The sequence below is a fragment of the Rhizobium sp. BK399 genome (assembly GCF_014194695.1).
In the GTDB taxonomy this organism is placed as follows: Bacteria; Pseudomonadota; Alphaproteobacteria; order Rhizobiales; family Rhizobiaceae; genus Rhizobium.
Map to the genome: position 1 here is coordinate 313,209 of NZ_JACIAH010000005.1, position 12,442 is coordinate 325,650.

Annotated in this window: 11 protein-coding genes; 2 read left to right on the forward strand and 9 right to left on the reverse strand. The window is 59.7% G+C overall.

What is annotated here, in order from left to right; translation table 11 throughout:
- Positions 1 to 224: 224 nt before the first annotated feature.
- On the reverse strand, positions 225 to 1,379 hold the full coding sequence (locus FHT97_RS14040; protein WP_183862950.1) for an amidohydrolase: 1,155 nt from the start codon (positions 1,377 to 1,379) through the stop codon (positions 225 to 227).
- Between the two features lie 166 nt (positions 1,380 to 1,545).
- On the opposite strand from FHT97_RS14040, the gene FHT97_RS14045 reads away from it, so the two are divergent.
- Positions 1,546 to 2,331: an IclR family transcriptional regulator gene (locus FHT97_RS14045; RefSeq protein ID WP_183756239.1), complete on the forward strand. Its 786-nt coding sequence runs from the start codon at positions 1,546 to 1,548 to the stop codon at positions 2,329 to 2,331.
- Positions 2,332 to 2,546: 215 nt separating this feature from the next.
- Positions 2,547 to 2,906, forward strand: a complete 360-nt coding sequence (locus tag FHT97_RS14050) for a response regulator (RefSeq protein ID WP_016554366.1) — start codon at positions 2,547 to 2,549, stop codon at positions 2,904 to 2,906.
- Positions 2,907 to 2,986: 80 nt separating this feature from the next.
- Here the strand turns inward: FHT97_RS14050 and FHT97_RS14055 are convergent, their stop codons facing one another.
- The 8 genes from FHT97_RS14055 to FHT97_RS14090 form a co-directional block, all read right to left on the reverse strand.
- Complete coding sequence (locus tag FHT97_RS14055) at positions 2,987 to 4,645, reverse strand: phosphoethanolamine--lipid A transferase (RefSeq protein ID WP_183862952.1); 1,659 nt, start codon at positions 4,643 to 4,645, stop codon at positions 2,987 to 2,989.
- 163 nt (positions 4,646 to 4,808) lie between these two features.
- On the reverse strand, positions 4,809 to 6,323 hold the full coding sequence (glpK, locus tag FHT97_RS14060; protein WP_183862955.1) for a glycerol kinase GlpK: 1,515 nt from the start codon (positions 6,321 to 6,323) through the stop codon (positions 4,809 to 4,811).
- Between the two features lie 141 nt (positions 6,324 to 6,464).
- Positions 6,465 to 8,189: an ABC transporter substrate-binding protein gene (locus FHT97_RS14065; protein ID WP_183756235.1), complete on the reverse strand. Its 1,725-nt coding sequence runs from the start codon at positions 8,187 to 8,189 to the stop codon at positions 6,465 to 6,467.
- Between the two features lie 78 nt (positions 8,190 to 8,267).
- On the reverse strand, positions 8,268 to 8,549 hold the full coding sequence (locus FHT97_RS14070) for a DUF2160 domain-containing protein (protein ID WP_183756234.1): 282 nt from the start codon (positions 8,547 to 8,549) through the stop codon (positions 8,268 to 8,270).
- A 16-nt stretch (positions 8,550 to 8,565) separates the two neighbouring features.
- Positions 8,566 to 9,393 (reverse strand): carbohydrate ABC transporter permease, encoded by an 828-nt coding sequence (locus FHT97_RS14075; RefSeq protein ID WP_016554371.1) that lies wholly within the window; start codon positions 9,391 to 9,393, stop codon positions 8,566 to 8,568.
- Between the two features lie 14 nt (positions 9,394 to 9,407).
- A complete protein-coding gene (locus FHT97_RS14080) occupies positions 9,408 to 10,274 on the reverse strand; it encodes a sugar ABC transporter permease (protein WP_016554372.1) in 867 nt (288 codons plus the stop codon).
- Positions 10,275 to 10,277: 3 nt separating this feature from the next.
- Entirely contained in the window at positions 10,278 to 11,348 is a 1,071-nt protein-coding gene (locus FHT97_RS14085; RefSeq protein WP_183756233.1) for an ABC transporter ATP-binding protein, read from the reverse strand.
- A gap of 11 nt (positions 11,349 to 11,359) precedes the next feature.
- Positions 11,360 to 12,436, reverse strand: a complete 1,077-nt coding sequence (locus FHT97_RS14090) for an ABC transporter ATP-binding protein (RefSeq protein ID WP_183862957.1) — start codon at positions 12,434 to 12,436, stop codon at positions 11,360 to 11,362.
- Between the last annotated feature and the right edge of the window lie 6 nt (positions 12,437 to 12,442).

Genomic DNA, 12,442 nt, shown 5'->3' on the forward strand with positions numbered 1-12,442 from the left:
GCGGCCTCGCTTTGCTAGAGGCACGCCTGATGCTGCGAATATTGCGCAATTCCACGCGGCTGTCGATCAATGATCGCGAACCTAATTTCAACCTGAGAGATTAGTTTCCTAAGACGCTTTTGACTCGGCAATCCGACAGGATCATCCGACGACTCTCGGCATCCGGTTCCCGCCGGTCGCTGATGTGCTCCTTGTCGCTGTGCTCCTTCAGGCGAGGTTTCAGGTCATCCCAGTATGTTTCTGATGGCTCGCATGAAAACGCCCGAACCAGTGGCAATCAATTCATCGGGAAAATCGTAATCCGGGTTGTGTAGGCGCGGATGAGCTTCGCCGGCGCCGAGAAAGAACATCGCGGCCGGTGCCACGGTTCGGAACAGACCGAAATCTTCGGATGCCTTCATCGGCAACATACTGCTTGTTGCGTCATGGCTCACGCCCTCGTCATCCAGCGCTCGCCGCAACTCCGCCACCGCTTCGGCAGAGTTGTAGCATTGATGGAACACGTCCTCGTAGCTGATCTCCACCTGCAGGTGTCCAGTATCTGCCTCAGTCCGAACCAGTTCCTCCGCGCGTGAAACCAGGGCGGCCATGGCTTCATCGGTCAATGTCCGTAGGGTTGCCCAGATCTGCGCCTCTCCAGGACTGATGCCAAAGGCCGGTTCACCGAGACGCGCATGCGTGACCGTAACCAGCGAGTAATCCGGCCCCAGCGGACCATTGTTGCCGAGCGACGTCAAATCACCGAGCAAGCGCGCCATCGCGAAAGTCGGTGCGATGCCCTGCTCCGGATAGGAAGCGTGCGACGTCTTGCCTTTCAAAGCGATCTTCATTCCGCGCGAGGCGCAGTTGACGGGCCCCTCCTTGAGAAGGACATGGCCAAGCCGAACACCTGGGAAATTATGAAGTGACAGCGATAGATCCGGCTTTAAGGCGGCAAACTTGGGATCCGCAAGCACGGCCGCTGCGCCCGCGCCGTTTTCTTCGGCCGGTTGGAACATCAGGATTGCGCGCCCGCGGGCTGGCCGCATCTGCCCCAACCCCTTCGCAACCGCCATAAGGATCGCCATGTGACCGTCATGACCGCAGAGGTGCCCCCGGCCGGGTATGGCAGAGCGATGCGCCGCGTCAGAGATTTCCTCGATCGGCAGGCCGTCCAGCTCCGCACGGATCAAGACGGTCGGGCCTGGCTTCGTTCCTTCGAAGACAGCTGCCAGGCCGTGTCCGCCGATGCCGGTAACGATGCCGTCGGGTCCAGTGAGTCCAAGTGCTTCTTCCACACGCAACGCCGTTTGTGCCTCTTTGCCGGATATCTCCGGATGACGGTGAAGCTCCCGCCGAAACGCCTTGATTACACTGAACTCTTCATCCGTCAGAAACATCGTCGAAAATCCTGGCAACACGTGAAGCGAGATGGAACGGCAACGAACCTAGCCTCTTCGACATCCATAGTCGACAGAACCGGCCGCGCGACACTGCATCCGCCTTTCCTCGCTTTCCCGCGTCTGTGCATTTGTATATGTAAAGTAGCATTCACAGGAGAAGTTGATGCAAGCAGACGACGCTGATCGGTACCGCGCACCGGCGCTGGATAAAGGGCTCGATATCCTTGAGCTTTTGGCGGGCGTCGAGCAAGGCCTGACCCAGGCAGAAATCGCCAAGCGTCTCGATCGCAGCCCCAACGAATTCTATCGAATGCTCGACCGGCTCGTCCGACGCGGCTACGTGACAAAGCTCGAGGGCGACCGATTCACCCTCACCCTCAAGCTATTCGGCCTGTCGCAGTTGCATGCGCCAACGCGTCGACTGGCGTCCTTCGCCACGCCGCTGATGCGCGAACTCGCGCAGCGGACAAAACAGGCGAACCACCTCGTCGTCTTTGATCGCGGCGCGGCAGTTGTGATCGCCCAACACGAGGCACCGGACTATTGGGGTATCTCGATCCGCGTCGGCTCGCATATGAGTCTTTTCGATACCGGTTCCGGCCACGTGCTTCTCGCCTTCAAAAGTAACGAGGAGCGCCAGATGATGATCGCGGAACACGCGCGCAGCCGCGACGAGGTGAAGCTCGAACCGGGTTTCTACCAGCATCTCGCCCTTATTCGCGAACGCGGCTACGAAATGATGGCCAGCGCCCAAACGGCAGGCGTACACAACCTATCGGCACCGATTCTTGGCCCGGATGGGCGCTGCATAGCGGCCCTCACCTGCCCCTATATCGCGCTGGTCAACGCGCCTGCTGCACCGGACATCAGCCAAACGATAACAATGGTGATGAAGACGGCCAGCGAGCTTTCGTTGCTCGCCGGCTCGGACGTCAAAACACCCGGCTGAGGACCAGAACTTATGTTTGGCTCGACGGTCCTGCTGAAGATGCTGTTTTTGAAGTTCATACTTCAACAACCCATTTCGGCACGCATGTTTAAGGCCGCTGTCAGCTAACGATCCCATTAGAAATCCTTGCGGCGCAAAAAAAGCGACGCCAAACGAACCCTCATGGTGACTGCGCACGCTGTCGCACAGCAGGCATGCAGTAGTGGAGACAGCGCGTGAACGTATTGTTGGTCGAGGACAACATCCTGTTGGGCGACGCGGTGCGTGATCACATCGCAGCCGACGGTCATTCAGTCGACTGGTGTCTCAATCTCGCGGAGGCGACGCAAGCCGCCGAAACGGGCAACTACGGCGTGATCCTGCTCGATCTGCGCCTGCCCGACGGCAACGGCCTAACGCTGTTGAAGGCCCTCCGGAGAAAGGCAAACTCCGTTCCTGTCATCATTCTCACCGCGCACGACCAGGCCTCTGACCAGATCGAGGGCCTCCGGAGCGGCGCGGACGATTTCCTGGTGAAGCCCTTCGGGCTCTCGGAGCTTTCCGAGCGCATGAAGGCGGCAAACTGCAAGCACTGAGACGTGAACTGGCCGCCTGAAGGAGCGGCCATCCGAGCGTGATTAGCTCAGCAGGCACTCCTGCCTACGCCACGTGGTCATTATCGGATGCTCGCGACCTTGTCCGTCCGCCGGCACGCGGCGAACACGTCCAGGTGTGGATCATAGATCTTGGTCGTCACGTCCATGAGCCCGAGCACGCTGTGGAAGAAGTTGTCGTGCGAACGGCCTTCGTCTGCTTGCTTGGCCATGCAACTCATATCGAAGCCGGCGGATTTCGCGAGATCGTCGCCGACCCATACGAGGAACGGCACATGGGTCTGCTGCGACGGCGCCACGATATAGGGCGCGCCATGGAGGTAGATCCCGTTCTCGCCAAGCGATTCCCCATGGTCCGAAAGGTAGATCGCCGCACCAGCAACTTTGTCGGAATGTTGCTTCAGCCTATCGATGACACTTGAAACCACGTGATCCGTGTAGAGGATCGTATTGTCGTAGGCATTGGTAATCTCTTGGGCCGTGCAGCTGCCAAAGTCGTTGGCCCTGCAGTCGGGAACGAAACGCCTATACTCGTCGGGATAACGAGCAAAGTAGGCCGGCCCGTGGCTACCGAGTTGGTGCAGGACCAATACACTGTCGCCCTTCACATGATCGAGCCAATCGTCGACCTGGTCGAGCAGGATACCATCGAGGCACTCACCGTCCTTGCAAAAGCGTGGGTCGGCGGACTTCGGCAGTGAGGTGTAGGCAACCCGGTCAGTAACGTGGTAGCTGCCGGTATCATTGTCCATCCAGGAGACGTCAACCTTTGCGTGGCTCAGCACGTCGAGCAGGTTCTCGGTCGCAAGGCTCTTCCGATGCGTATAGGCAGTGCGCGGATAGACGGAGAACATGCACGGGATGGAGACCGCCGTCGCCGTCCCGCAGCTGGTCGTATTCGGAAAATAGACGACATTCTGCTTTTCAAGTTCAGGATTCGTCTTGCGCTGGTAGCCGCCCAGCGAGAAATCGTCGGCGCGGGCCGTCTCGCCCGCGACTATGATTGTCACACGTGGCTTGTTGAGACCGGCTGTGTTGATCCTGTGTGCATCCGTACCAAGCGGCGCCGCGACGACCCGCGCATCCTCTTCCGACGAAACGGCATAGCGAATGGTGCTGGTAATCGGCAAAAATGGGTTCAGTCGATCGAGGATGTCCCGGTGCGCACGCCCGACCCCGGCAAAGGCCCTGTAATCGCCGAAGCCGACGACGGCGAAAACCGCCAGGCAGGCCAGGATCACGCCCGTATTATGAGCAAGCTTGGACAGCACCGGTCGATGCCGAATACGCACCCAGCTAATCACCAGCGACGGCAACACTCCGGCCAGCAGCATATGCAACGCAAACCGCACCGTTATCAGATGCCCCGCCTCCGCGCCCGTTGACACCGCAGCGTTGCGGATCATCTCCTTGTCGACGATCACACCGAACTGATCGGTAAACCAAGAACCGGCGGCGGCTGCGAGCACAAAAAAGATCAAGAAAGGTTTGGTGAGGTACTTGGCGGAGAAGGCAGTCACGATTGCCATGCAGACTGCAGAAATCCCGATGACAAAAAGTACAAACGACAGGTGATCAGTCGCGAAATCGCCGTAGGCCGTACTCCAAAACGAGCGGTTTGTCACAAAGAGCAGGTAGAGAGTGGTGGCAAAGCAAAGCGTCACGCTGCCGATTTCAGGTCGCCGGTCGATCAGGCGGACCTTGGTGGCATTCTCGTTCAATTGGTCGTCTCCGCGTCAAAATTTGGCGTCGACGAAACCAGGATTGGATCAGAAATAATTCATGGCTGTCGACAATATTCGCCAGCCATGGCCGGATTTTCTGACAGCCACCTGAAGACTTCATGGCGAGGCGGTGCCCACAATGAAGGCGCATAACTACAATTCAGGCCAGCGGACTGCCATATTGCGCGCCCGACAGCGTACGAGACACAGCGTTGCGCCAGCCCGCGATTTTCGTCTGCCTCTCTGTCTCTTGCATCGACGGCTGGAATCGGCGGTTGCAAGCCCAGGCCTTTCCAAATTGCTCCTGATCCGGCCAGACCGCGGCTCTGGAACCGGCGAGCCAGGCGGCGCCCAGCGCCGTTGTCTCGACAACGGCGGACCGGTCCACCAGATTGCCGACAACATCGGCAACACGCTGCATCGTCCAGTCGGAACTTGCCATGCCGCCATCGACCCGCAAGACCGTCTCGATGTGATGGCCGCCCCAATCTTTCCGCATCGCGATCAGGAGATCGAGCGTCTGGTAGGCGACGGATTCGAGCACCGCATGCGTCAGTTCCGCCGGGCCGCTGTTTCGGGTCAAACCAAAAATCGCGCCACGCGCCTCCGGATCCCAATACGGTGCGCCGAGCCCCGTAAAGGCCGGCACGACATAGACCTGCTGGCTTGGGTCCGAGCGCGTCGCCAGTGCACCACTCTCCGAGGCGTGCGAAATAAGACCAAGGCCGTCGCGCAGCCATTGCACCGCTGCGCCAGCGATAAAAATCGAGCCTTCCAGCGCATAGGTCGTCTTGCCGGCAAGCCGGTAAGCGACCGTCGTAATCATCCTGTTGCTGGAGGCCACGCAGTCTTGGCCGGTATTGAGGAGAGCAAAGCAACCGGTGCCATAAGTTGATTTCATCATGCCGGGCTTGAAGCAGGCATTGCCGATGGTCGCCGCCTGCTGGTCACCGGCGACCCCAAGGATCCGAATGGACGCTCCGAAGATCTCGCGATCGGTGACGCCGAAATCGTCGGCACAATCCTTGACCTCCGGAAGCATCGATGCCGGGATCCGGAGAAGGCCGAGAAGCTCCTCGTCCCACCGACCCTCGGTGATATTGAAAAGCAGCGTTCGGGACGCGTTGGTGGCATCGGTCGCATGAACCCGCCCGCTGGTTAGATTGAAGATCAGCCAGCTATCGACGGTGCCAAAGCACACTTCGCCGGCTTCGGCGCGGTCCCGCAGTCCTTCGACGTTGTCGAGCAGCCAGCGCAGCTTCGTCCCGGAAAAATAGGGGTCAAGCAGCAGGCCGGTCTTCGCGTTGAAAAGCTTCTCGTAGCCGTCAGCCTTGAGACTGTCGCAGACTTCAGCCGTGCGCCGGTCCTGCCATACAATGGCCTTGTAGAGCGCCCTACCCGACCTGCGTTCCCAGACGACAGTCGTCTCGCGTTGGTTGGTAATCCCGATCGCAGCGATATCGGTGACCGGAACATTGGCACTTCCCAAAGCTTGCCGGGCCGTATTGACTACCGTGGTCCAAATTTCGTCCGGGTCGTGTTCGACCCAGCCCGGTTGAGGATAGGATTGCTTGATCTCCTCCTGTGCTGACGAGATCATCTTCATCCCGGCGTCGAAGACGATCGCGCGCGAGGACGTCGTGCCTTGGTCGATCGCGAGAATATGGCCGCTCATGCTCTTCTCCGGCGCAATAGTTCGCCTTGCCGCCGCAAACGCGCCAGCCTAATAGGTCGTTTTCTTATCGTGGTGGGTGCCGACGGCGGCTCAGCGCCGTCGGCATTGCTATTGGCCGCCTCGTACCCGACCGAGCGCTGATCAGTTCGACTGCCAGCTCTTGACCAGTTCGTCGTAGTTGACGGTAACCGGCTTTTCCTTCTCGTTCTCGATCTTCAGCTGGGGAGCGAGGTTGCCCTTGGCGACCGCATCCTTGTTCCAGTATTCGAGATCGTGCTCTTCAGCGAGCTTCGGACCGATATCGCCCTGCACCTTGGCACGCTCCAGGCGCTGCAGGACCTTTTCCTGCTCGGCGCAAAGCGAATCCATGGCTTCCTGCGCGGTCTTGGCACCGGAGGATGCATCGCCGACGGCCTGCCACCAAAGCTGTGCCAGCTTCGGATAGTCAGGAACGTTGGTGCCGGTCGGCGACCACTGGACGCGGGCCGGCGAGCGATAGAACTCGATCAGACCGCCGAGCTTCGGAGCGCGCTCCGTGAAGCTCTTGTCGCGAATGGTGGATTCGCGGATGAAGGTGAGACCGACATGGCTCTTCTTCACGTCGACCGTCTTCGAGGTGACGAACTGCGCATAGAGCCATGCGGCCTTGGCACGGTCGTCAGGCGTCGACTTCATCAGCGTCCAGGAACCGACGTCCTGATAGCCGAGCTTCATGCCGTCCTTCCAGTAGACCCCGTGCGGGCTCGGAGCCATGCGCCACTTTGGCGTGCCGTCCTCGTTGACGACGGGCAGGCCCGGCTTGACGGCATCAGCCGTAAAGGCGGTGTACCAGAAGATCTGCTGAGCCACTTCGCCCTGCGCCGGCACGGGGCCGGATTCGGAGAAGTTCATGCCCTGCGCTGCCGGCGGTGCATAGGCCTTCAACCAATCCAGGTACTTCTGGATCGAATAGACGGCAGCCGGGCCGTTCGTGTCGCCGCCGCGCGCGACGCACGAACCGACCGGACGCGAGTTCTCATCAACCTTGATGCCCCACTCATCGACCGGAAGGCCGTTCGGAAGACCCTTGTCGCCGTTGCCGGCCATCGAGAGCCAGGCGTCGGTGAAGCGCCATCCGAGCGACGGGTCCTTCTTGCCGTAGTCCATGTGGCCGAAGACCTTCTTGCCGTTCACTTCACGGCCGGTGAAGAACTCGGCGATATCTTCATAGGCAGACCAGTTGACCGGAACGCCGAGATCGTACCCGTACTTCGCCTTGAAGTCGGCCTTGTTCTTCTCGTCGTTGAACCAGTCGTACCGGAACCAGTAGAGGTTCGCGAACTGCTGGTCAGGAAGCTGATAGAGCTTCTTGTCCGGCGCGGTCGTGAACTTGGTGCCGATGAAGTCGTTGATGTCGAGTCCCGGGTTGGTGACATCCTTGCCTTCGTTCGCCATCCAGTCGGTCAGCGAGCGGGCCTGCTGGTAGCGCCAATGCGTACCGATCAGGTCAGAGTCGTTGACATAGGCATCGTAGATGTTTTCGCCCGACTGCATCTGCGTCTGCAGCTTTTCGACGACGTCACCTTCGCCGATCAGGTCGTGCGTGACCTTGATGCCGGTGATTGCCGTGAAGGCTGGCGCAAGAACCTTCGATTCATACTCGTGCGTCGTCAGGGTTTCGGAAACGACCTTGATGTCCATGCCGGCGAAAGGCTTCCCGGCATCGATGAACCACTGCATTTCCTTTTCCTGGTCGGCGCGGGAAAGCGTCGAGAGATCGCCGACTTCCTTGTCCAGAAAAGTCTTTGCTTCATCCATGCCGGCATAGGCGGCGCCCGCCATGGCCAGCAAGATGCCTGCTGTTGTCGTTAGTAAGTGCCTTCGCATGATATCCTCCCAGGGTTGCGATTGCAGTCTTCACGTTTCAGGCGGCCAGTACCCCCGGCCATCTGTCTTTTCCTGCCGTCACACGTAGCGGAAGACGCCGATGGCGTAGACTACGGAGAGGGCAAGAGCCCACCACAGGTTGGGCCCGACGAGGCCCAGCCATGCGAGATGAATGAATGCTGCGCCAAGCAGCGATACGAAGAGCCGGTCGCCACGCGTGGTTTCGAACCGGAGGACGCCGACGCGTGGTGAACCCCCCGGCGCGAAATATTCCCAGATGCTCATGCCCACCAGCAGCGCGAGGATCGTCAGGAAAAACAATGCGGTCGGCAGCGTCCACGCCATCCAGGAAAAGTTCATGAGTGGTTCTCCCTTGTCAGACGCGACCGAGCGCGAAGCCCTTGGCGATGTAATTGCGGACGAAGTAGATGACGAGCGCGCCCGGAACGATGGTCAGCACGCCGGCCGCCGCCAGCACGCCCCAGTCCATGCCGGCAGCCGACACGGTACGCGTCATGATTGCCGAGATCGGCTTGGCCGCGGTCGTCGTCAGCGTACGTGCCAGAAGCAATTCAACCCACGAGAACATGAAGCAGAAGAAGGCGGCGACACCGATGCCCGATGCGATCAGCGGCATGAAGATCTTCACGAAGAAGCGCGGGAAGGAATAGCCGTCGATATAGGCGGTCTCGTCGATTTCCTTCGGCACGCCGGACATGAAGCCTTCGAGGATCCAGACCGCCAGCGGGACGTTGAACAGGCAGTGGGCAAGCGCGACCGCTATATGCGTGTCGATCAGGCCGAAGGCCGAGTAGAGCTGGAAGAACGGCAGCGCGAAGACCGCGGGCGGTGCCATCCGGTTCGTCAGCAGCCAGAAGAACAGGTGCTTGTCGCCGAGGAACCGGTAGCGCGAGAAGGCGTAGGCCGCCGGCAGCGCTGCCAGCACTGAGATCACCGTGTTCATCACCACGTAGATGATCGAATTGATGTAGCCGTTGTACCAGGACGGATCGGTGAAGATCACCATATAATTCCCGAGCGTCGGGTTCTTCGGCCAGAGCGAGAAGGCACCGGTGATCTCGGCATTCTCCTTGAAGCTCATGTTGACGAGCCAGTAGATCGGCAGCAGCAGGAAGATGATGTAGATCGTCGAAACGACCCAGGAGAAGTTGCCCGCAGGCTTGTATTTCATTGTCTGAGCCATGGTCCTCTCCTTTCTCAGGCGTTCGCGTCGCTGCTGGTCATGACGGTGTAGAAGATCCACGACAGCAGCAGGATGATCAGGAAGTAGATGATCGACATTGCCGCAGCGGGACCGAGGTCGAACTGGCCGACGGCCATCTTCACGAGGTCGATCGACAAGAAGGTCGTCGAGTTGCCGGGGCCGCCGCCGGTGACGACGAAGGGTTCGGTATAGATCATGAAACTGTCCATGAAGCGCAACAGCACGGCGATGAGAAGCACGCGGTTCATCTTCGGCAGCTGGATGTAGCGGAACACGGACCAGCGCGACGCACCGTCGATCTTCGCCGCCTGATAGTAGGCGTCAGGGATCGAGACCAGGCCAGCATAGCACAAGAGCACAACGAGGCTCGTCCAGTGCCAGACGTCCATAAGGATAACCGTGATCCAGGCATCGAGCGGATCGCGAACATAGTTATAGTCGAAACCCATCGCCTCGAGCGTATGGCCGAGCAGGCCGATGTCGACGCGACCGAAAACCTGCCAGATCGTACCGACCACGTTCCACGGAATGAGCAGCGGCAGCGCCATCAGCACGAGGCAGACGGGAACTCCGAGGCCCTTCTTCGGCATGTTGAGCGCGATGAAGATGCCAAGCGGGATTTCGAGCGCCAGGATGATCAGAGAGAAGATCAGGTTTCGCTGCAGTGCCGCCCAGAAGCGGTCGGAATGGAGCGTCTGCACGAACCAGTCGGTACCGGCCCAGAAGAACTCGTTGTTGCCGAACGTATCCTGTACCGAGTAGTTCACAACCGTCATCAGCGGGATGACGGCCGAGAAGGCGACCAGCACCAGGACCGGCAGAACCAGAAACCAAGCCTTGTTGTTCCAGGTCTTTTCCATGGTTCAGCCCTCCCTGCCGACGCGCCAGGAATTGGCGTAAATATTGATTGCAGCCGCATCGAAGGTCACCCGCGCATCCGCCGGGATTTCCGAGTCTTCCGTCACGACGATAGCGATGGGTTGCCCCGCAAAGGTCGCGCGCACGATCTTCTGTCGGCCGATATCTTCAACCCTGTTGACGGTCACCGACATTCCTTCGCGGCCAATATTGATGAACTCCGGACGGATGCCGAGCTCCGTCTTCGCACCGGCAGCTGTTTGCGGCGCATAGTCTAGCGACAGCGTTTCGTTACCGATGCGAACCGCATTGCCCTGCAATTGCACGGGCAGCACATTCATGCCCGGCGAGCCGATGAAATAGCCAACGAAGGTGTGGCTGGGACGCTCGAAAAGCTCCGCCGGCGTGCCGATCTGGACGATTTCGCCCTCGTACATGACGACGACCTTGTCGGCGAAGGTCAGCGCCTCCGTCTGGTCGTGCGTCACATAGACCATCGTGAAGCCGAACTGCTTGTGCAGTCGCTTCAACTGCGAACGCAGCACCCACTTCATATGCGGGTCAATAACCGTCAAAGGCTCGTCGAACAGGATCGCATTGACGTCGTTGCGTACCAGTCCACGGCCGAGCGAGATCTTCTGCTTCTGGTCGGCGGTCAAGCCCTGCGCCTTGCGCTTGGCCATCCCCCCGAGGTCGATCATCTCGAGAATCTCACGTACGCGGCGATCGACTTCCGGCTCGGCAACACCACGGTTGCGCAGCGGAAAGGCCAGATTGTCGTAAACGGTCATCGTGTCGTAGATGACAGGGAACTGGAACACCTGCGCGATATTGCGCGCCTGTGTTGAGAGGTTCGTCACATCGTTTCCATCGAACAGGATGCGGCCATGCGATGGCTGCAGCAGGCCGGAAATGATGTTGAGCAGCGTCGTCTTTCCGCAACCGGACGGTCCGAGGAGCGCGTAGGCGCCACCGTCCCGCCATTCGTGATCGACTTCGCGAAGTGCGTAATCTTTGTCCGACGTCGGGTTCGGTCCATAGGCGTGACGGATGTGGTCGAGCGTGATGCGTGCCATGTCCTTCTCCCTTACGCCTGAACGCCGCTTGCAATGGCATGGCCATCGGTGCCGAAGGCCATGACGTGACGTGTGTCGAGATAGATGTCGACCTCGGTATCCGGATCGATGTTGTGGATGCCGTGGGCGAGCATCACCCAGCGGATGCCATCGAAATCCAGATGCACGAAGCTTTCGGAACCGGTGATCTCCGAAACCTGCGTGCGAGCCTGCAACCTTGCCGCGGCTGACGTCTGCGGTGAAAGACCGAGGTGGTGCGGGTGGAAAGCAATGGTGACGGACCCGTCAGCCATTCCGGCCAGATGCGCAGGCACGGGCAGGATATCGACCTCCTTCCGCCGAAACACACTGCCAGCCTTGACGACATCGATGAAATTGAGCGGCGGATCGGCGAATGTTTTCGCGGTCACGAGATCGCGCGGGTTTCGATAGACGGAGATCGTCGGCCCGAACTGTGTCACACGTCCTTCGGAAAGCGTCGCCGTATTGCCGCCGAGCAGAAGCGCCTCGGAAGGTTCCGTCGTCGCGTAGACAAAGATGGCACCGGATTGCGCAAAGATACGCGGCAGTTCGGCCCGCAACTCCTCGCGAAGCTTGTAGTCAAGGTTAGCGAGCGGTTCGTCCATCAGAACCAGGCTGGCGTTCTTGACGAGAGCACGGGCAAGCGCCGTACGCTGCTGCTGGCCACCGGACAGATTAAGCGGCGTCCGGTCGAGATACGGCGTGAGACGCATCAGGTCGGCGGCTTTGCGCACCTCGCGATCGATCGTCGTCGTATCCTTGCCGGCAATGCGCATCGGCGAGGCGATGTTCTCGTAGACTGTCAGAGCCGGGTAGTTGATGAACTGCTGGTAGACCATCGCGACATTGCGCTTCTGCACCGGCATGCCGGTCACATCAACGCCATCGAAATGGACCGAACCGCTGGTCGGTCGGTCGAGCCCGGCCATCAGTCGCATCAGCGACGTCTTGCCGGACAGCGTCGGTCCCAGCAGCACATTCAACGTGCCTTTTTCAAACGTAAGATCGGTCGCGTGGATATGATATTCCCCACCCACCATCTTCGCGGCGTTCCGCAACTCAAGCATTCCGGT

Coding starts and splice junctions, on each gene's coding strand:
- FHT97_RS14070 (WP_183756234.1), bottom strand. CDS start 8,549: ATGAACTTTTCCTGGATGGCGTGGACGCTGCCGACCGCATTGTTTTTC.
- glpK (WP_183862955.1), bottom strand. CDS start 6,323: ATGAGCGGCCATATTCTCGCGATCGACCAAGGCACGACGTCCTCGCGC.
- FHT97_RS14085 (WP_183756233.1), bottom strand. CDS start 11,348: ATGGCACGCATCACGCTCGACCACATCCGTCACGCCTATGGACCGAAC.
- FHT97_RS14080 (WP_016554372.1), bottom strand. CDS start 10,274: ATGGAAAAGACCTGGAACAACAAGGCTTGGTTTCTGGTTCTGCCGGTC.
- FHT97_RS14075 (WP_016554371.1), bottom strand. CDS start 9,393: ATGGCTCAGACAATGAAATACAAGCCTGCGGGCAACTTCTCCTGGGTC.
- FHT97_RS14045 (WP_183756239.1), top strand. CDS start 1,546: ATGCAAGCAGACGACGCTGATCGGTACCGCGCACCGGCGCTGGATAAA.
- FHT97_RS14040 (WP_183862950.1), bottom strand. CDS start 1,379: ATGTTTCTGACGGATGAAGAGTTCAGTGTAATCAAGGCGTTTCGGCGG.
- FHT97_RS14090 (WP_183862957.1), bottom strand. CDS start 12,436: ATGCTTGAGTTGCGGAACGCCGCGAAGATGGTGGGTGGGGAATATCAT.
- FHT97_RS14065 (WP_183756235.1), bottom strand. CDS start 8,189: ATGCGAAGGCACTTACTAACGACAACAGCAGGCATCTTGCTGGCCATG.